This is a genomic window from Variovorax paradoxus, assembly GCF_029919115.1.
Taxonomy (GTDB): Bacteria; Pseudomonadota; Gammaproteobacteria; order Burkholderiales; family Burkholderiaceae_C; genus Variovorax; species Variovorax paradoxus_O.
Genome location: NZ_CP123990.1, coordinates 5,578,146 through 5,597,857, shown reverse-complemented (window position 1 = coordinate 5,597,857; position 19,712 = coordinate 5,578,146). Strand labels below are relative to the sequence as shown.

The following is a 19,712-nucleotide window of genomic DNA, read 5'->3' as shown; positions in this document are numbered from 1 at the left end:
ACCATCGGGAAGCCGGAGTTTTCCAGTCGTTGGACAATGGTGATGTACGACACAAGGAACCCACATGACCACGCTGCAGCAACTTCTAGGTACCGAACTTCCGTTGATCCAGGCGCCCATGGCCGGCATCCAGGGCAGTGCCATGGCCATTGCCGTGAGCAATGCCGGCGGGCTCGGCTCGCTGCCGTGCGCCATGCTGGGCAACGATGCCATCCGCAGCGAAATAGGCGCAATTCGCGCGGGCACCGGCAAGCCGTACAACGTCAATTTCTTCTGCCACGTTTCGCCGCAGCCGAGCGCCGAACGCGAGGACATCTGGCGCAACGCGCTCGCGCCTTATTACCGCGAACACGGCATCGATGCAGCGTCCATTCCCACGGGCCCGGGCCGCAACCCGTTCAGCGAAGCCGTTGCCGAGGTGCTGGCCGAGTTTCGTCCGCCGGTGGTGAGCTTTCATTTCGGCTTGCCGCCCGAGCCGCTGCTGGCGCAGGTGCGCGGGTGGGGCTCGAAGATCCTGGCCTCGGCCACCACGGTCGACGAGGCGCTGTGGCTCGAAGCGAAGGGCGTGGACGCAGTCATTGCCCAAGGCCTGGAGGCGGGCGGCCATCGCGGGCACTTTCTCTCTTTCGACCTGACGGCGCAGCTCGGCACCTTTGCTTTGCTGCCGCAGGTGGTGCGCGCAGTGCGGCTCCCGGTGATTGCCGCGGGCGGCATCGCCGATGCAAAGGGTGTGGCTGCGGCCATGGCGCTGGGCGCCGCCGGAGTACAGGTGGGCACTGCCTACATGCTGGCACCCGAAGCGACCACCAGCGCCCTGCATCGCGCAGCGCTGAAGAGCGACGCGGCGCGCCACACCGCGCTGACCAATCTTTTCACCGGCCGGCCGGCGCGCGGCATCATGAACCGGTTGATGCGCGACCTGGGGCCCATCGCTGCGGTGGCGCCGGAGTTTCCGCTCGCTACGTCGGGCATTGCACCGCTGCGCGCCAAGGCCGAAGCGCAGGGCCTGGGAGATTTTTCTCCCTTGTGGTCGGGGCAGAACGCGACGGGTTGCAGCGAACTGCCGGCCGCCGAGATCACCCGCGCGCTGGCGCAGGGCTTTCATCTCGCTGCCTGAACCGCCTGAACCCGTCAGAACATGCCGCAACTTCATTTGCCCTTCAAGTTTCTCGAGCAGCCTTGCAATGCCAACGTGCGCGAGCCGTGGCTGCTGGTGCTGATGCACGGTGTAGGCAGCAACGAGCAAGACCTGTTCGGCCTTGCGCCGCGCATGCCGCCGCAGTTTCATGTGCTGAGCTTGCGCGCGCCCTATGTGCTGTCGCCCGATGCGTATGCATGGTTCGAGTTCCAGGTGCTGCCCGGCGGTGAGCGGCACATCGATGAACAGCAGGAGCGCGAAAGCCGCTTTCTCGTCGGCGAGATGATTGCCTCGGCGTCGCAGCAACTGGGCGTGCCGCCGGAGCGCGTGGTGGTCGGTGGCTTCAGCCAGGGCGGCATCATGGCGCTTTCGCTGTTGCTGACGCAGCCCGCCAAGGTGCGCGCCGCCATGGTGTGGCACAGCCGCCTGCTGCCGCAGGTGGTGCCGCACATCGCCGCGCCGGAAGCCTTCGAAGGCAAGGCGCTGTGGGTGAGCCATGGCAGTGCCGACAACGTGATTGCGCCAAGCGCTGCACAAGCCACGCGCGAACTGGCGCGTGGCTTGCCGCTGGCGCTCTCGGGTGCAGACTTTCCGGGCGGGCACGAGATTCGTCCCGCCGAGCTGCAAGGCACGCTGGCGTGGCTTCAGGCGCTCAGCGCTTCTGCGGGTACGCCCCAGTCACGCCCATAGGAGCCTTTTTTCGGTTGGTGGGCGCGTCACAGTGCGTTACGGGATGACGAGGGATGACACCGGGGAGGGCCGCAGAACTGGTGCACCATAGCCGTTCGCCTCCCACTGCAATCCTCGCAAAAGGAATATTGCCGACATGTCCGACAGCGACACCTCCGAATTCAGGCCGCGCCGCGAGAGCTCGGCCGGCACCTTCATCGTCATCGGCCTGCTGGCGCTCGCGGCCGCCTTTTTAGGCTGGCGCTGGTATCAGCAGCAGCAACCGCAGGCAGTCGAACCCTCGCCCGTGGCCAGGGCGCCAAACGACGGCCCCACGCCCGCACCGGCACCAGCGCCGCAGCCCGAATCGCTGGAGCCCAAGAACCCCATCGATGCCATTGCGCTGCCCGATTCGAGCCTGCCCACGGTCGCCGATTCCGACACGCGCGTGATGTCGGCGCTGGTCGACTTGCTGGGCAGCAAGAACGTGGCGGAGTTCGTGCAGTTCGATGGCTTGGTGCGCCGCTTCGTGGCCACCATCGACAACCTGGCACGCGAGCAGGCGCCCGCGAGCTCATGGCCCGTGCAGCCCACCAGGCAGCGCTTCGCTACCGAAGGAAAGGGCGACGCGCAGGCCATCGCGGCCAACAATGCCGCGCGCTACAACCCCATCGTGCTGCTTGCGGGGTCGGTCGACCCGGCCAAGGCCGCCAAGACGTATGCGCGGCTCTATCCGCTCTTTCAGAAAGCGTATGAAGAGCTTGGCTATCCAGGCCGCTATTTCAACGACCGGCTCATTGCCGTGATCGACCATCTGCTGCAGGCGCCTGAACCCGCCGGCCCGGTGCAGGTCCGGCTCGTCGAGGTCAAGGGCAACGTGTCGTCGCAGCGGCCCTGGGTGCGCTATGAATACGCCGATCCGCAGCTCGAGTCGCTCTCGTCCGGCCAGAAGATCATGGTGCGGGTGGGGCTGGAAAACGAGCGCAAGCTCAAGGCCAGCCTGCGCGGCTTCCGCGAGCAGATTGCCACGGGCGACATGGCCAAGAAGAAGCAGCGCTGACCCATCGCGCTGTAGGCGCGTCCCGATCGCGCGCCGTGTAGGCGCGGGCCGATTGCGCGCGCTGCGGATGCCGTGGATGATTTGTCCTCACGATTTCGAGGACAACCGTATGAACCTGATGAGCGTCGACCTCTACCAGAGTGCTACCGATCCCGAGAAGTTTCTGGCGCTGCCCGCCGGCACCGACCCCGCCGACCTCATGGGGCCGATGACCTTCGACCGGGACTACGCGCACATCAAGCGCTACCAGGAAGCCTTCGAATTCGATCCGTCCGTTCCTTACGCGGGCGTGAACGCCGCGAAGATCGCCGCGGACATCCTCACCGTGAAGTGGGCGATGTACCGCCGCGAAGGCTAGCGAAGCGAAGAAGGCCCCCTGATCAGGCCTCTTCGGTTTCCTGGTATTCGCCCACTGGCACGCAGCTGCAGAACAGGTTGCGGTCACCGTACACGTTGTCGACCCGGCCGATGGGCGGCCAGTACTTGGCCTGCTTGAGTTCGGCCAGCGGAAACGCGCCGAGCTCACGCGAGTAGGGGTGCGGCCATTCGGTGCCGAGCAGGCTCGCGGCGGTGTGGGGCGCGTGCTTCAGCGGGTTGTCGTCCTTGGGCCAGACGCCTTCTTCCACGCGGCGGATCTCGCCGCGAATGGCGATCATCGCGTCGACGAAGCGGTCCAACTCGGCCAGCGGCTCGCTCTCGGTCGGTTCGACCATCAGCGTGCCCGGCACCGGAAAGCTCAAGGTCGGCGCATGAAAGCCGTAGTCGATCAGGCGCTTGGCCACGTCTTCCGCGGTCACGCCGCTGGAGTCCTTGAGCGGGCGCAGGTCCAGGATGCATTCGTGCGCAACGTGGCCGTTGGGGCTTGCGTACAGCGTGGGGTAGTGGTCCTTGAGGCGCGCGCTGATGTAGTTGGCGCTCAGGATGGCGGTTTCGGTTGCGGCCTGCAGCCCCTTGGCGCCCATCATGCGGCAGTACATCCAGCTGATCGGCAGCACGGCCGCATTGCCCAGCGGCGCCGCGGAAACAGCACCGACGCCGTTCGATGCAATGCCGGCCGTCGCATGGCCCGGCAGGTACGGCACCAGGTCTTCGACCACGCACACCGGGCCCACGCCCGGCCCGCCGCCGCCGTGCGGAATGCAGAAGGTCTTGTGCAGGTTCAGGTGGCTCACGTCGCCGCCGAATTCGCCCGGCGCGGCCACGCCGACCAGCGCATTCATGTTGGCGCCATCGACATACACGCGGCCGCCGTGCTCGTGCACCAGCTCACAGAGCTCTTTCACGCGGGTTTCGAACACGCCGTGCGTGCTGGGGTAGGTGATCATCACCGCGGCCAGCTTGTCGCTGTGCTTTTCGCAGGCGCGCTTCAGGTCGTCCATGTCGACGTTGCCCTGCGCGTCGCAGGCGGTCACCACCACCTGCAGGCCGACCATCTGGGCGCTTGCGGGGTTGGTGCCGTGCGCCGACGAGGGAATCAGGCAGATGTTGCGATGGCCCTGGCCCTTGGCCTCATGGAAGGACTTGATCGCCAGCAGGCCCGCGTACTCGCCCTGCGAGCCGGCATTGGGCTGCAGGCTGATGCCCGCGTAGCCGGTGGCTTCGCACAGCCATGCGCGCAACTGCGCATCGAGCTGCGCATAGCCTTGCTGCTGCTCGGCGGGCGCGAAGGGGTGGATGTTCGCGAACTCGGGCCAGGTGATGGGGATCATCTCGCTGGTCGCGTTGAGCTTCATCGTGCAACTGCCCAGCGGAATCATGCTGCGGTCGAGCGCCAGGTCCTTGTCCGAGAGGCTGCGGATGTAGCGCAGCATCGCCGTCTCGCTCTTGTGCGTGTTGAACACCGGGTGCGTCAGAAAGGCGCTGGTGCGGCGCAGGTCTTCGGGCAGGCGCGGCGCGGTGTTGGCCAGGTCGTCGAAACGCGGCATCGGCGTGCCCACGGGCACGAACAGGGCCCAGAGCGTTTCGATGTCGGCGCGCGTCGTGGTTTCGTCGAGCGAAATGCCCAGGTGCTGCTGCAGCCGCTGGCGCAAGTTGACGCCGGCCGCGGTGGCGCGCTCGATGATCTTCGGCGTGTCCTCGCCCGTGCGGATGGTGAGCGAATCGAAGGCGGTGCCGTTGACGGGTTCGCGGCCCATTTGCGCCAGACCCTGCGCAAGGATGGCGGTGAGCGCCGCCACGCGCTGCGCAATGCGCGTCAGGCCATCGGGCCCGTGGTACACGGCGTACATGCTGGCCACAACGGCCGGCAGCACCTGCGCGGTGCAGATGTTCGAAGTGGCCTTCTCACGGCGAATGTGCTGCTCGCGCGTTTGCAGCGCGAGGCGGTAGGCGGGTTGGCCGTGCGTGTCGACGCTCACGCCGACGAGACGGCCCGGCAGCGAGCGCTTGAACTCGTCGCGGCAGGCCAGGTAGGCGGCGTGCGGGCCGCCGTTGCACAGCGGCATGCCGAAGCGCTGCGTGGTGCCGCAGACGATGTCCGCGTCCCATTCGCCCGGCGGCGCGAGCAGGGTGAGCGCGAGCAGGTCGGCGGCCACGCAGAAGGCGGCGTCGCACTGGTGCGCATGGCCCGCGAGCGGGCGCAGGTCATGCACGTGGCCGGTGGTGGCGGGGTACTGCGCGAGCACGCCGAAGAATTCGCAGCTCGCCATCAGGTGCGGCAGCGTCTCCGACACGGTGCTCACTTTCACCTCGATGCCCAGCGGCGCGGCGCGCGTCTTGATGACCTCGATGGTCTGCGGGTGGCAGTCGCCCGACACCAGGAACACGTTGCTCTTGCTCTTCACGCTGCGCTTGGCGAGCGTCATCGCCTCGGCGGCGGCCGTGGCTTCGTCGAGCATCGAGGCGTTGGCAATGGCCATGCCCGTCAGGTCGCACACCATGGTCTGGAAGTTGAGCAGCGCTTCCATGCGGCCCTGCGAAATCTCGGCCTGGTAGGGCGTGTAGGCGGTGTACCAGGCGGGGTTCTCGAGCACGTTGCGCAAGATGACGCCCGGCGTGTGCGTGCCGTAGTAGCCCTGGCCGATGAAGCTCTTGAACACCTTGTTCTTCGCCGCAATGGCCTTCAGTTCGGCCAGCGCGTCCGCCTCGGTCACCGGCGCGGGCAGCCGCATCGGCCTGGCGCGTCGAATGGCCGCGGGCACGATGCCGTCGATGAGCTCCGCCCGCGTTTCCGAGCCGATCACCGGCAGCATGCGCGCCTCGTCTTCCGCATCGATGCCGATGTGGCGGGCGAGAAATTCTTCGGCGTTCTCTAGTTGTTGCAGGGAAGGCTGGGCGGGAATCGGCATGGCGGTAAAGGCTCGGGGAATGAGGAAGGGCGGCTGAAGAACCCGGCGGATCAGGATTCGGCGGCGAACTTGTCGTAGCTGGCGGCGTCGAGCAGCGCGTCGAGTTGCGACGGTTCGCTGAGCTTGACCTTGAAGAACCAGCCAGCGGCCAGCGGGTCGGTGTTGGCGAGCGAGGGATCGGCGCGGAGCGCTTCGTTCACTTCGGTGATCTCGCCCGACACGGGCATGAACACATCGGCCGCGGCCTTGACCGATTCGACGACACCGGCCACTTCACCTTGCGCAAAGGTCTTGCCCACTTCGGGCAGATCGACAAAGACCACGTCGCCCAGCGCATCCTGTGCGTGAACGGTAATGCCGACTGTAGCAGCGTCGCCTTCGGCCGAGACCCATTCGTGGTCCTTGGTGTACTTGATGCTCATGGTGAAAAACTCCTCGTGGAAAAAATGATCTGATTCAGGCAGCGCAGAGCCTAGCCGCGGTAATAGCGGGCCGGCACAAAGGGCAGGGTCGAGACTTCCATCGGCACCGGCTTGCCGCGCACGATGGCCTGCACGCGCGTGCCAGGCTCTGAAAACGCGGTGGCCACGTAGCCCATGGCAACCGGGCGATCGGCCGTCGGGCCGAGCAGGCCGCTGGTCACAATGCCGATGTCCCGGCCTTCGAAAGATTGCAGGAGCGTGCCGTCGCGTACCGGAACGCGTTCCAGCGCCACAAGGCCGACGCGCTTGCGCTTCAGGGTGTCGTGGTCGGTGCGGCCCGCGGCGCCGGCCGTAGCGGCGGCCAGTTGCGCCAGCACCTTGGCCGCACCCGGAAAGCCGCCTTCGCGCGCGCCGCCCGTGCGGCGCACCTTCTGGATCGCCCAGTTGAGCGAGGCCTCGACGGGCGTGGTGGTGGTCTCGATGTCGTTGCCGTACAGGCAGAGCCCGGCTTCGAGCCGTAGCGAATTGCGCGCGCCCAGGCCGATGGGCTTGACCTCGGGCTGCGCCAGCAGCAGGCGGGCGAGGGCGTCGGCATCCTTGCCGGCGACCGAAATCTCGAAGCCGTCTTCGCCCGTGTAGCCGCTGCGCGTGGCAAAGGCCGGAATGCCGCCGATCTTCACCGCGCCGCCGGTCATGAACACAAAGCGCTCGATGCCGGGCGACAAGCGGGCCAGCACCGTGGCGGCCTGCGGGCCTTGCAGCGCGAGCAGTGCATGGTCGGGCATAGGCTGCACGTCGCAGCGTGCGCCGATCTTCTGCTGGATATGCGCGAGGTCGGCCACCTTGCAGGCGCCGTTCACGATCACGAAGATCGAGCCGTGCCCCTCGTTGAAGAACATCAGGTCGTCGAGGATGCCGCCTTCGTCGTTCAGCAGCAGCCCATAGCGCTGCTTGCCGGGGGCGAGGTCGATTACGTCGACCGGCATCAGGGTTTCGAATGCGGCAGCGGCGTCTGGCCCCACCAGGCGCAGCTGGCCCATGTGGGAAATGTCGAACAGGCCGGCCGCGTCGCGCGTGTGCTTGTGCTCGGCCATCAGGCCGGCGGGGTACTGCACCGGCATGGAATAGCCGGCAAAAGGCACCATGCGGGCGCCCAGTTCCACATGCAGGTCGTGCAGGGGCGTCTTGAGCAATGGGGCGTCGGATGATGAAGCGGAAGCGGCCACGGGGCACTCCAAAGGGGCAGTCGAATTCCATGGCGCGAGCCATGGGCCACCCCTGCTGTCCGCTTTACCTGAGAGATTCGCCCCACGATCGGGGTTTGCTCCTTCGGTGGGCCGCCGCATCGGCAAGATGCAGGGGCCTCTCTCCAGCAAGGAAACGCCGGCATGCGCCAGCGCCTTGTCAGTCCTTTTGCCTGAGCGTTCGGGGAACCCCTGCGCCTTCGGCGGCCTCGCGTGGCGAAGCTCTCTCCTGACCCTTCGAAGTGTAGTGGATCGCGGAAGGCCTCAGTGCACGGTTTCCGAAGCGGGCGGCAGCAACCTTTCGATACGCTCGCGCAGCGATTCGGCCCGCTCGGCGCCTGCGGTTTTCTCGACTTCGTTGAGCATCAGCGCGGCAATCGTCAGCATGGCGTCGCGGTCGCGGGCTTCGCGCAGCGCATCGCGTATCTGCACCGCGAACTTGGGGTCGCGCCGCACGAACATGCGCTCGCAGATGTCGAACAGGAACATGCGTGTGGTGGCGAGGGAGCGCTTGCCGTCGAAATTGTCGGTCGAGGTCGCCACGCGAATGGGCTCCGCCGCAGGAGCCGGAATCGGCGGGTGTGTCGGGCTCGCCGAAACGGGTGGGGCGGCTTTGGGCTCGGCGGCCTGTGCGTCGTGCAGGTACCCGCGGTTCATGAGCGCCCGCAGCGTCTGTTCGGCTTCGTCGCGGCTCGCGAACAGTGGGCTGAAGTCGGTCAGCGAACGCCGGCCGTCGGCCATCAGCAGCAACGCGCGCTCGCGCTGGCTGAGCGTGCGTTGCCCGCCTTGCAGCTCGTCGCGTGCCTTGTCGGTCTTGGTGGGAAACATGGCGCCACAGCTTTCGGAATCGAAGGCTGCAGCATCGTTGCGGCTGGTGACATCTTTGTGAAACGTTTGCCTTACAGGGGCATTTGCCGCATAAAAAAAGGCAGCCCGCGAAGGCTGCCCTTTTTCTCTCTGGTTTTTGCGTCGCCTGCTACTTGGCGTACACCAGGTCGCGCAGCGCGAGCGATATCCACGGCACGTAGGTAATCACCATCAGGCAGGCCAGGATCACCAGCACGAAGGGAATGAGGTACTTCACGATCCGGTCGAGCGATATGCGCGCTACCGTGCACGCCGCGAACAGGTTCACGCCGAAGGGCGGGGTGATCATGCCGAGCGCGAGGTTCACCACCATGATGAGCCCGAAATGAACCGGGTCGATGCCGAAGTGCACCGCCACCGGCGCCAGGATGGGCGCGAGCACGATGATGGCCGCACTGGTCTCGATGAACATGCCGATGATGAACAGCGCCGCGTTCACGCCCAAAAGGAACATGGCCGGCGACTTCAGCACCTCCTGCAGCCAATGGCCGATGGCGTCGGGCACGCCCGCGCGCGTGATCAGGAAGGCGAACAGGCCCGCGTTGGCGATGATGAACATGATCACCGCCGACGACAGCACCGACTTGCGCAGGATGAGGTACAGGTCCTTGAGCTTGATCTCCCGGTAGATCACCATGCCGACCACCAGCGCATAGAACACCGCCACCGCCGAAGCCTCGGTGGGGGTAAAGATGCCGCCGTAGATGCCGCCCAGGATGATCACTGGCATCAGCAGTGCCCAGCCGGCCTGCCAGGTCGCCTTGCCGAAGGACATGCGGCCGTCGCCGTCGTTCTTGCCCCAGCCCTTCCACTTGCAATACACCCAGACGAACAGCATCAGCGCCAGGCTGATGAGAATGCCGGGGCCGAAGCCCGCAATGAACAGCTCGCCGATGGACACCTCGGCGCTCACGCCGTACAGAATCATCGGAATGGAAGGCGGAATGATCACGCCCAGCTCGGCGCTGGTGGCCTGAAGCGCCGCCGCGTACGCGGTGGGGTAGCCGTGCTTGATGAGCGCCGGAATCAGGATGGCGCCGATGGCAAAGGTGGTGGCCACCGAAGAGCCCGACACCGCCGCGAAGATCATGCAGGTGAGCACGCAGGTCATCGGCAGGCCGCCCTGCACACCGCCCACAATGCTCTTGGCAAATTCGACCAGCCGGCGCGAGATGCCGCCGGTTTCCATCAGGTTGCCAGCCAGGATGAAGAAGGGAATGGCCGCCAGCGGAAACTTGTTGATCGAATTGAACATCTCCTTTACGGAGATGAGCATGTTCACGTTGGCCACCTGGATACCCAGGATCGATGCGAGCCCGATGGACACCGCCACTGAAACCGACAGTGCAAAACACAGCACCATCGTTGCAACCATCACGGGGGTCATTGCGCGGTCTCCAGTTCGAGCCGCTTGGGATCGAGAAAATTACCAACGATGCCGAACAGGCAAAAAACGGAACCGACCGGCAGCGCCAGGTACGACCACATCATCGAAATGCTTTCGAGCCCGGCCATCGATTGCACGCGGCCCCGCATGGCGTAGTCCCAGCCCCACCACAGAATGACCAGCATCAGCGCCAGTGCCGCAAGACTCACCACGGCGTCGAGCACGCGTTTGACGCGCGGCGGGCTCCAGCGGTAGAGCACGTCCACGCTCACCATCGCCCCTTGGCGAAAAGCCATGGGAATGCCAAGGAACACCATCCAGATCAGGCTCATGCGGATCAGGATCTCGCTCCATTCGGCGGGCTGCTCGAGCACGAAGCGCGTGATGATCTGGAACACGCCCAAGCCGGAGGCGATGACCAGCATCACGCAGGCGGCGATCATCGAGAAGCCGGTCGTCCAGCGCTCGATGCCGAGAAATTTTTCTTTCATCTGCAGTCGTGATGTTGAAAACAAAAAAGCCCGCCAGATCGAACTGAGCGGGCACCGATGCTATCGAAGAGATAGCATCATCGAATTCACTTGAACTCGCGGATCTTGTCGAGGTTGGCCTTGCCGAAGTCCTTTTCGAACTGTGCATTCACCGGCCCCAGGGCGGTGACGAACTTGGTCTTGTCGATGTTGTCGATCACCGTCATGCCTTTGGCGCGCAGGTCGGCCACGCCCTTGGCATCGTCTTCGTCCACGCGTGCGCGGTTGGCCTTGGTGCCTTCTTTGGCAGCCTCGAGGAAGGCCTGCTTGTCGGCCGCGCTGAGCTTGTCGAACGCTGCCTTGTTCATCAGGAAAATGCACGGCGAGTAGACGTGGCCGGTGAGCGAAAGGTGCTTTTGCACCTGGTCGAACTTGGCCGAGATGATCACCGACAGCGGATTTTCCTGCCCATCGACCGTGCCTTGCTGCAGGGCGGTAAACACTTCGGGGAAGGCCATGGGCGTGGTGACAATGCCGAAGGTCTTGTAGGCCGCAATGTGCACCGGGTTTTCCATGGTGCGCATCTTCAGGCCCTTCAAGTCTTCCGGCGCCTTCACGTCGCGCTTGCTGTTGGTCATGTGGCGGAAGCCGTTCTCCGCCCAGGCCAGCGCCTTGAAACCCTTGGCGTCGAATTTGGTGAGCAGGTCCTGGCCGATCGGGCCGTCGAGCACGGCGCGCGCATGGGCCTTGTCGCGGAACAGGAACGGCACGTCGAGGATCTTTGTCTCCGGCACAAAATTGGGCACCGGCCCGGTCGAGGAGAAAGCCAGCTCCTGCGTACCGAGCTGCACCGCTTCGATCGACTCGCGTTCGCCGCCCAATGAGCCGTTGTAGAAGGTCTGGACCTTGTAGCGGCCGCCGGTGCGCTTTTCGACTTCCTTGGCAAAGACGTCGATCGCAACACCCTGGTGCGAGTTCTGCGCGGTCGAAATGCTGATCTTCATGGTGGTCTGCGCGAAGGCGGCGCAGGCCATGCCCATGCCCAGAACCAGGCCGGCGGCCAGTCGGGTCAATTTCATTGTGTTGTCTCCAGAGAAAAGAAGGCGCGAAGAAATAAAGCGGAAAAAGCAAACTTCGCGGGCAGCCGCCGACTATGCCGTAACAGGGAGCTTCACCGCGTCGGGATTTTCACGGACGTAATCACGAATAACTACTTCGAAGTCTGCATCCGCCGAAAGTCCCAGCCCTTTGGCGCGGGCGGTTTCGATGCGTCCGGGCCAGGTTTTCACGATGCGCTGGATGGCCGGGTCGGGCGTGCGGTCGAGCAGGGCGGTGGCCGCCTTGCCGGCCACGCGTTCGAGCGCGGCGGCCATTTCGCCCACCGTGGTGGAAAGCGAGGGCAGGTTCAGCGCCGTGCGCGGACCCCAATCGGAATCGCTTGCCTCGGCAGCACGGATGATGCCTTCGACCGTGCGGGCGGGCGATGCGATGGCCACGGGTGTTTCGTCGGGCACCGGGCAGGCGGCGCGAATGCCCGCGAGCGGCTCGCGGATCATGCCGCTGAAAAAACCCGACGCTGCGCCGTTGGGCTTGCCGGGGCGCACACTCACCGTCATCAGGCGCACGCTGCGCCCGCGGATGAAGCCCTTGCGCGTGTAGTCGGCCACCAGCTGCTCGCCGATGAATTTCTGGACGCCGTAGCTGGTCTGCGGCGTAGGCAGCGTGTGGTCTTCGATCACCGGCGGCAGCGGTTGTTCGGGCGAATCGCCGAACACCGCGAGCGAGCTGGCAAACACCACCAGAGGGCGAGTGCCCACAGCGCGCGCCTTGTCGAGCAGGGCGTGCGTGGCGGCGAAGTTGCTGCGCATGCCCAGGTCGAAATCGGCCTCGCATTCGCCGCTGACCGCGGCGGCCAGGTGAAAGATGGCGTCGGCTTCTCGCCAGAGCGCCGCGTCGGGTGAAGCCAGTTGCTCGTTCAGGTCGCCAAGGGCGGCCACGATGCGCGGGTCGGCCGCAAGGTCGGGTGGCGGTGCGACGCGGTCGACCAGGGTGATGCGCGAAATGTCGCGCACCGGGGCACCCGCAAGCGATAGCCGGCCCTGCTTCAGCAGCGTGCGGGCAAGGCGTGCGCCAACGAAGCCGGTACCGCCGGTAATGACGATCTGCATGGTTGTCTTGTCTCCTTTCGCAACGAGCATATCGCAGCGGAACGCCTCGCTCAGGCGACACTCGCGGCTCGCGCAATCAAGGAACCGGCCGACCGGAAAACGATGAACCTGCGATTCGTTGAAGCCTTTCACTGGGCCGTGGCGCTCAAGAGCGTCACACGTGCGGCCGAGAAGCTGCACCTTACGCAATCGGCGCTTTCCAGCCGCATTGCGGCACTCGAGCGTGAGCTTGGCGTTCTGCTGCTCGACCGGCGCGACAAGCAGTTCCGCCTCACGGTGGCGGGGCAGCGCTTTCATGCCTTCGCGCAGAAGCTGCTTGAAATGCAGATGCACATCAAGGCCGAGATGGGCTCGGGCGCCGTGCGCGAGGCCGTGCTGCGCGTGGGCGCCATCGAGTCGGTGGTGCACAGCTGGCTCACCGGCTGGCTCAAGCACATGCAGGCGACGCATCCGGACTTCGAACTGGAACTCACCGTCGAAACCACGCCGGTGCTGGTTGACCAGCTTCAGCGCGGCAAGCAGGACCTGGTGTTTGCCGCACTGCCCGCCGCCGGCGACGGCGTGCGCACCCGCGCCGTGCCGCCCATGCCCATGTGCTTCGTCGGGCACCGCGAGCTGCACCTGAAGCGGCGCTACCGCCTGCCGGACCTGCTCTCGCTCGACCTCTTGACCTTTCAGCGCGGCTCGCAGCCGCACGTGGCGCTGCTCGAACTGTTCCGCGAAGCCGGCAGTCCGCCGCCGCGGGTGCACGCAATCTCGTCGATCTCGGCGATGGCGCAGCTGGTGGAGGCCGGCTTTGGTGTGGCCACGCTGCCGCGCGCGGTGGTCGAGCCGCTGGCGCGGCGACTGCCGCTGCGCGTGCTGCCGTGCGACGACACGCTGGAGCCGCTGCCCATCTACGCGAGCTACCGGGACGACCCCTCTTCTCCGCTGCCCGAGGCCGCGCTCGGCTCCGCGGTGGTGCATGCCTCGCACCGCCAAGGGTCATCGAAAAAATCGATGAGCTGAGCGGGAAACTTTGCGTTGGCGTTCGTGAGCGCGGATTCCCACAATCCGTCGAATCACACCACAGCGATGCATCGGGCATCGAAAACGCCAAATGTCGAACCGCCAATCCTTCGTAGAACAACCCGGCGCTGCGAGCAGCGCGCTGGCTGTGCGCCAGGCCTGCCGCAGCGGCACGCTGGCCGCCCACACCAGCGGGCTGGCCAGTGCCCATGTGCAGGGCAACCTCGTGATCCTGCCGAAAGCGCATGCCGCCGACTTCCTGCGTTTTTGCCAGGTCAACCCGAAGCCGTGCCCGCTGCTCGGCGTGTCCGAAGCCGGCGACCCGGCGTTGCCCGCGCTCGGCGAGGACATCGACATCCGTACCGACCTGCCGCGCTACCGCGTGTGGCGGGACGGCGTGCTGGTCGACGAACCCACCGACGTGCGTGCCCTGTGGAGCGACGACATGGTGAGCTTCATCATCGGCTGCTCGTTCACTTTCGAGCATGCGCTGATGGCCGAGGGCATTGTGCTGCGCCATGTGGAGCAGGGCCGCAACGTGGCGATGTACCGCACGTCGGTCGCCACTGCGCCGGCGGGCCCGTTCCATGGACCGATGGTGGTGTCGATGCGCCCGCTGCGCGCGGCCGATGCCATTCGCGCGGTGCAGATCACCTCGCGCTTTCCGGCGGTGCACGGTGCGCCGGTGCACATCGGCGATCCGGCGCTGATCGGTGTCCGGGCGATTGCCGATCCCGACTACGGCGACGCGGTCGAGGTCATGGCCGACGAGCTCCCCGTGTTCTGGGCTTGCGGCGTGACGCCCCAGGCCGCATTGGCTGCCGCCAAGCTGCCGTTTGCCATTACCCACGCGCCGGGCTCGATGCTGGTGACCGACCTGCTGCACCACCGCCTGGCTGCGTTCTAGGCCGCCGTTCTTTCCCCAAGATTTCATACCTGGAGACAAACCATGAAGACCACCCTCGACGCCACGCAGGCGGGCGACGGCGCACACGCCGAAGGCAGCTGGCTGCGCACGCTCAACCTGAACGAGAAACGCACGCTCACCGCGTCGTTCAGCGGCTATGCGGTCGATGCGTTCGACTACTACACGCTGCCGCTGGTCACGCCCATCCTGCTGTCGCTGTGGGGCATGAGCAAGACCGAAGTGGGCCTGATCGGTACCGCCACGCTGGTGGCTTCCGCCATCGGTGGCTGGGGCGCCGGCATCCTGGCCGACAAGTATGGGCGGGTGCGCATCCTGCAGCTCACCATCCTGGTGTTCGCGATCTTCACCTTTGCCTGCGGCCTGGCGCAAACGCCGGAGCAGCTGCTGATTGCGCGCACGCTGCAAGGCCTGGGCTTCGGCGGCGAATGGGCCGTGGGCTCGGTGCTCATTGCCGAAATGATCCGGCCGGCCTATCGGGGCAAGGCGGTGGGGCTGGTGCAGAGCAGCTGGGCCGTGGGGTGGGGCGCGGCGGTGCTGGTGTCGATGGCGCTGTTCTCGTTCTTGCCGCCGGAGTATTCGTGGCGCGTGATGTTCATGCTCGGGCTGTTGCCGGCAGTGCTGATTGTTTTCATTCGCCGTTCGATTCGCGACCCGGAGATCTATGTCCAAAGCCGCGCGGCCGTCGAACGCGGCGAGCGCAGCGGCAACTTCCTCGCGATCTTCAAGCCGGGCATGCTGCGCACCACCGTGCTCGCGAGCCTGTTGTTCACGGGCATGCAGGGGGGCTACTACGCCATCGGCGTCTGGCTGCCCACCTTCCTGAAGAACGAGCGGCATCTCACGGTGCTGGGTTCGGGCGGCTACCAGTTCATGTTCATCGTCGGCGCTTTTGTGGGCTACTTGTGCGGCGCCTACTTGTCAGACCGGCTCGGCCGCCGCCGCGCGTTCATCCTGTTTGCCATTGGCGCGGGATCGCTGGTCTATGCCTACACGCTGCTGCCGATCACCGACGGCCTGATGCTGCTGCTCGGCTTTCCGCTCGGCTTTTTCATGTCGGGCATTTTCAGCGGCGCGGGTGCTTTTCTGTCGGAGCTTTTTCCCAATGAGCTGCGCGGCTCCGGGCAGGGTTTTTGCTACAACTTCGGGCGCGGCATCGGTGCCACTTTTCCGGCCTTGGTCGGCGTGCTGAGCGACCGTATGCATCTTCCGCTGGGCACGGCCATCGGCGTGTGCGCGGCGGTGGCCTACGCCATGGTTGTCGTGGTGGCGCTGTGCCTGCCAGAGACCCGCGGGCGCGATCTGCGCCAGAACTGATCCGAACCTCCTTTTCTTCGCGAAGACTCCTCCCTTTCTTCTCATGACCACGCATTCCCTTCTCCCGTCCCGCTGGCAGTTCTGGATCGACCGCGGCGGTACATTCACCGACCTGGTCGGCCGCGACCCCGAGGGCGGCCTGCACACGCTCAAGCTGCTGTCCGAAAACCCCGAGCAGTACAAGGACGCCGCCGTCGAAGGCATTCGCCGCCTGCTGAAGCTGAAGCCCGGCGAACCCGTGACCCCCGAGCGCGTCGAATGCGTGAAGATGGGCACCACGGTCGCCACCAATGCGCTGCTGGAGCGCAAGGGCGAGCCGACGGTGCTGGTCACCACGCAAGGCTTTCGCGATGCGCTGCGCATCGCCACGCAGGCGCGGCCCCGCCTGTTCGACCGCCGCATCGTACTGCCCGAGCTGCTGTACGTGCGAGTGATCGAGGCCAGCGAGCGCATGGATGCGCAAGGCGGCGTCGTGCAGCCGCTCGACGAAGGCGCGCTGCGTTCGGCGCTGCAAGATGCATTCGATGCCGGCCTGCGCGCATGTGCCATCGTCTTCATGCACGGCTGGCGCTACACCGCGCACGAACTCGCGGCCGAGCGCATCGCAAGGGCAATCGGCTTTGCGCAGGTGTCGGTGTCGCACAAGACCAGCCCGCTCATGAAGCTGGTGCCGCGCGGCGACACCACGGTGGTCGATGCCTACCTGAGCCCGATCCTGCGGCGCTATGTGGAGCAGGTGTCTCGGCAGATGCCGGGCGTGCCGCTGTTCTTCATGCAGAGCTCGGGCGGGCTTACGCAGGCCGATCGCTTCCAGGGCAAGGACGCGATTCTTTCGGGCCCGGCGGGCGGCATCGTCGGCATGGTGCGCACCGCGCTCGATGCGGGCCATGCGCGGGTCATCGGCTTCGACATGGGCGGCACCTCCACCGACGTGTCGCACTATGCCGGCGAGTTCGAGCGTTCGTTCGAAACCCAGGTGGCCGGCGTGCGCATGCGCGCGCCGATGATGAGCATTCACACGGTGGCGGCGGGCGGCGGTTCGGTCATTGCCTTCGACGGCGCGCGGCTGCGCGTGGGCCCTGAATCAGCCGGCGCCAACCCCGGGCCGGCAAGCTACCGGCGCGGTGGGCCGCTCACCACCACCGACGCGAACGTGCTGCTCGGCAAGATCCAGCCCACGCATTTTCCGCACGTGTTCGGCCCGAATGCCGACGAGCCGCTCGATCTTGCAGCGGCACGGAGTGGGTTCGACGCCATGGCGCGTCGTATATCGGAAGCCACCGGCCGTGCCGTGAATGCCGAAGAAGTGGCGAGCGGCGCATTGCGCATCGCCGTGGCCAGCATGGCCAATGCCATCAAGCGCATTTCGGTTGCGCGCGGCTACGACGTCACGCAGTACACGCTGCAGTGCTTCGGCGGCGCGGGCGGCCAGCACGCCTGCCTGGTGGCCGACGCGCTGGCCATGCGCAGCGTCTACCTGCATCCGCTGGCGGGCGTTCTCTCGGCTTTCGGCATGGGGCTGGCGGACCAGTTGGCGATGCGCGAGCTGGCGCTCGAACGCCGGCTCGATGCGCAAGGCCTGGCGGCGGCACGCGAGGCGGCCGATGCCCTTGCCAACCAGGCGAAAGGCGAACTGCGCGAGCAAGGCGTGGCAGATGCCGCCATTGCCGAGGTGCACCGCGTGCAGCTTCGCTATGAAGGCACCGACACCGCACTGGCCTGCGCCCTGCCCATGGCGGGTTCGGCGGACGAAGCCATTGCCGCGATGCGCGGCGAGTTTGAAGCCGGCTATCGCAGGCGCTTTGCCTTCCTGATGGCAGAACGCGCGCTGGTGATCGAGGCGGTGACGGTAGAAGCCGTAGGCGCCAGCGAACGCGGCGCACCGCCGGCGGCCCAGGCGGATGCAGCTTCATACGCACCCGAGCCGCTGGCGGCCGTGCGCATGTACTGCGAGGCCGACGAAAAAGCCGCTGGCTGGCGCGATGCGGCGCTGTTCGACGAGGCCGCGCTTCAACCCGGTGCGTCCATCGACGGCCCCGCCATCCTCGCGGGCCGCAACGCCACCACGGTGATCGAGCCCGGCTGGCAGGCGCGCGCCACCTCGGCCGGCATCGAGTTGCACCGCGTGCGGCCACGCGTGGCCACCCAAGCCATGGGCACCAGCGCCGACCCGGTGATGCTCGAAGTGTTCAACAACCTCTTCATGAACATTGCCGAGCAGATGGGCCTGCGGCTGCAGAACACGGCCTACTCGGTCAACATCAAGGAGCGGCTCGACTTTTCTTGCGCGCTGTTCGACGTGCAGGGCAACTTGATCGCCAATGCGCCGCACATGCCGGTGCACCTGGGCTCGATGAGCGAATCGATCAAGACCGTGATCGACGGCAACCCCGGCATGAAGCCCGGCGACGTCTTCGTGCTGAACGACCCGTACCACGGCGGCACGCACCTGCCCGACATCACAGTGGTCACGCCCGTGTATCTGGAGGAGGGTGATGCGCGGCCTTCGTTCTACGTCGCCTCGCGCGGCCACCATGCCGACGTGGGCGGCATCACGCCCGGCTCGATGCCGCCGTTCTCGGCCACCATCGGCGACGAAGGCGTGCTGATCGACAACTTCAAGCTGGTGGAAGGCGGCCGCCTGCGCGAGGCCGAGCTTCGCGCGCTGCTGGGAAGCGGGCCTCATCCGTCGCGCAACATCGAGCAGAACCTCGCCGACTTGCGCGCACAGATTGCTGCCAACGAAAAGGGCGTGCAAGAGCTGCAGGCCATGGTGGCGCAGTTCGGCCGCGAGACCGTGGCCGCCTACATGGGCCATGTGCAGGACAACGCCGAAGAATCGGTGCGCCGTGTCATCACCGCGCTGAAGAACGGCGAGTTCACGCTGCCGCTGGACAATGGCGCACAGATTCGCGTTCGCGTCACGGTCGATGCGATCAAGCGCTCGGCCGTCGTCGATTTCACCGGCACCAGCGCCCAGTTGCCGAACAACTTCAACGCGCCGCGCGCGATCACCATGGCGGCGGTGTTGTATGTGTTCCGCACCCTGGTGGACGACGACATTCCGCTCAACGCGGGCTGCCTTAAGCCCATTGAAGTGATCGTGCCAAACGGTTGCATGCTCAACCCCCTTCCGCCGGCCGCGGTGGTGGCAGGCAATGTCGAAACCTCGAGCTGCGTAACCAACGCGCTCTACGGTGCGCTGGGCGTGATGGCGGCAAGCCAGTGCACCATGAACAACTTCACCTTCGGCGACGGCGAGCACCAGTATTACGAAACCATATCGGGCGGCTCTGGCGCCGGCCCCGGTTTCGACGGCACGAGCGTGGTGCAGACCCACATGACCAATTCGCGGCTCACCGACCCCGAGGTGCTGGAGTTCCGCTACCCGGTGCGGCTCGACAGCTACCGCCTGCGCGCCGGTTCAGGCGGGGCAGGGCGCTGGCGCGGCGGCGACGGCGGCGTGCGGCGCGTGCGCTTCCTGGCGCCCATGACGGCATCGATCCTCAGCAATGGCCGGCTCTACGGAGCGTTCGGCGGAGCGGGTGGCGAAGCGGGTGCGGTGGGCATCAACCGCGTGGAACGGGCCGATGGCACTGTCGAGCGGCTGGACCACATCGGGCAGGTGCAGATGGCACCAGGGGACGTGTTCGTGGTCGAGACGCCTGGCGGGGGCGGGTGGGGCTAGAGCCTCGGCTGAAATTTGGGTCTTTTCAGGGCGCGCCCCCGCCGACGGGGTACCTTTCTCCG

The 19,712-nt window shown here is 66.1% G+C and carries 16 protein-coding genes and 2 riboswitches; of the genes, 8 read left to right on the top strand and 8 right to left on the bottom strand.

Features of this window, described 5'->3' with window-relative positions:
• Positions 1-64: 64 nt before the first annotated feature.
• The 4 genes from QHG62_RS26700 (at position 65) to QHG62_RS26685 (ending at position 3,225) form a co-directional block, all read left to right on the top strand.
• Complete coding sequence (locus QHG62_RS26700; protein WP_281148593.1) at positions 65-1,117, top strand: NAD(P)H-dependent flavin oxidoreductase; 1,053 nt, start codon at positions 65-67, stop codon at positions 1,115-1,117.
• A gap of 21 nt (positions 1,118-1,138) precedes the next feature.
• Complete coding sequence (locus tag QHG62_RS26695) at positions 1,139-1,828, top strand: alpha/beta hydrolase (RefSeq protein ID WP_281148592.1); 690 nt, start codon at positions 1,139-1,141, stop codon at positions 1,826-1,828.
• A gap of 136 nt (positions 1,829-1,964) precedes the next feature.
• Positions 1,965-2,867, top strand: a complete 903-nt coding sequence (locus QHG62_RS26690) for a DUF3014 domain-containing protein (RefSeq protein ID WP_281148591.1) — start codon at positions 1,965-1,967, stop codon at positions 2,865-2,867.
• A gap of 109 nt (positions 2,868-2,976) precedes the next feature.
• Positions 2,977-3,225, top strand: coding sequence for a hypothetical protein (locus tag QHG62_RS26685; RefSeq protein ID WP_258507585.1), 249 nt, complete (start codon positions 2,977-2,979; stop codon positions 3,223-3,225).
• A 22-nt stretch (positions 3,226-3,247) separates the two neighbouring features.
• Here the strand turns inward: QHG62_RS26685 and gcvP are convergent, their stop codons facing one another.
• From gcvP to denD, 8 genes are all read right to left on the bottom strand, one after another.
• The gene (gcvP, locus tag QHG62_RS26680) at positions 3,248-6,154 is read right to left on the bottom strand and encodes an aminomethyl-transferring glycine dehydrogenase (RefSeq protein ID WP_281148590.1); all 2,907 of its coding nucleotides are present in this window, start codon (positions 6,152-6,154) and stop codon (positions 3,248-3,250) included.
• Positions 6,155-6,204: 50 nt separating this feature from the next.
• Positions 6,205-6,576: a glycine cleavage system protein GcvH gene (gene gcvH / locus QHG62_RS26675; RefSeq protein ID WP_126746785.1), complete on the bottom strand. Its 372-nt coding sequence runs from the start codon at positions 6,574-6,576 to the stop codon at positions 6,205-6,207.
• A gap of 50 nt (positions 6,577-6,626) precedes the next feature.
• The gene (gcvT, locus tag QHG62_RS26670) at positions 6,627-7,802 is read right to left on the bottom strand and encodes a glycine cleavage system aminomethyltransferase GcvT (RefSeq protein ID WP_281148589.1); all 1,176 of its coding nucleotides are present in this window, start codon (positions 7,800-7,802) and stop codon (positions 6,627-6,629) included.
• Between the two features lie 45 nt (positions 7,803-7,847).
• A riboswitch (glycine riboswitch) is annotated at positions 7,848-7,959 on the bottom strand.
• Positions 7,960-7,971: 12 nt separating this feature from the next.
• Positions 7,972-8,062, bottom strand: a riboswitch (glycine riboswitch).
• Between the two features lie 22 nt (positions 8,063-8,084).
• Positions 8,085-8,648, bottom strand: coding sequence for a hypothetical protein (locus QHG62_RS26665; RefSeq protein ID WP_281148588.1), 564 nt, complete (start codon positions 8,646-8,648; stop codon positions 8,085-8,087).
• Between the two features lie 148 nt (positions 8,649-8,796).
• On the bottom strand, positions 8,797-10,074 hold the full coding sequence (locus tag QHG62_RS26660; protein WP_281148587.1) for a TRAP transporter large permease: 1,278 nt from the start codon (positions 10,072-10,074) through the stop codon (positions 8,797-8,799).
• Positions 10,071-10,565, bottom strand: a complete 495-nt coding sequence (locus QHG62_RS26655) for a TRAP transporter small permease (protein ID WP_281148586.1) — start codon at positions 10,563-10,565, stop codon at positions 10,071-10,073. Before QHG62_RS26655 ends, QHG62_RS26660 begins: the two co-directional genes overlap by 4 nt.
• Positions 10,566-10,651: 86 nt before the next feature.
• Positions 10,652-11,623: a TRAP transporter substrate-binding protein gene (locus QHG62_RS26650; protein ID WP_281148585.1), complete on the bottom strand. Its 972-nt coding sequence runs from the start codon at positions 11,621-11,623 to the stop codon at positions 10,652-10,654.
• A 72-nt stretch (positions 11,624-11,695) separates the two neighbouring features.
• Positions 11,696-12,712, bottom strand: a complete 1,017-nt coding sequence (gene denD / locus QHG62_RS26645) for a D-erythronate dehydrogenase (RefSeq protein ID WP_281148584.1) — start codon at positions 12,710-12,712, stop codon at positions 11,696-11,698.
• Positions 12,713-12,814: 102 nt separating this feature from the next.
• On the opposite strand from denD, the gene QHG62_RS26640 reads away from it, so the two are divergent.
• From QHG62_RS26640 to QHG62_RS26625, 4 genes are all read left to right on the top strand, one after another.
• Entirely contained in the window at positions 12,815-13,720 is a 906-nt protein-coding gene (locus QHG62_RS26640) for a LysR family transcriptional regulator (RefSeq protein WP_281148583.1), read from the top strand.
• A 91-nt stretch (positions 13,721-13,811) separates the two neighbouring features.
• Positions 13,812-14,627 carry a putative hydro-lyase gene (locus QHG62_RS26635; RefSeq protein WP_281148582.1) on the top strand — a complete coding sequence of 272 codons (816 nt, stop codon included), beginning with the start codon at positions 13,812-13,814 and terminating at the stop codon, positions 14,625-14,627.
• 42 nt (positions 14,628-14,669) lie between these two features.
• On the top strand, positions 14,670-15,962 hold the full coding sequence (locus QHG62_RS26630) for an MFS transporter (protein WP_281148581.1): 1,293 nt from the start codon (positions 14,670-14,672) through the stop codon (positions 15,960-15,962).
• 43 nt (positions 15,963-16,005) lie between these two features.
• The gene (locus QHG62_RS26625) at positions 16,006-19,650 is read left to right on the top strand and encodes a hydantoinase B/oxoprolinase family protein (RefSeq protein WP_281148580.1); all 3,645 of its coding nucleotides are present in this window, start codon (positions 16,006-16,008) and stop codon (positions 19,648-19,650) included.
• Positions 19,651-19,712: the final 62 nt, after the last annotated feature.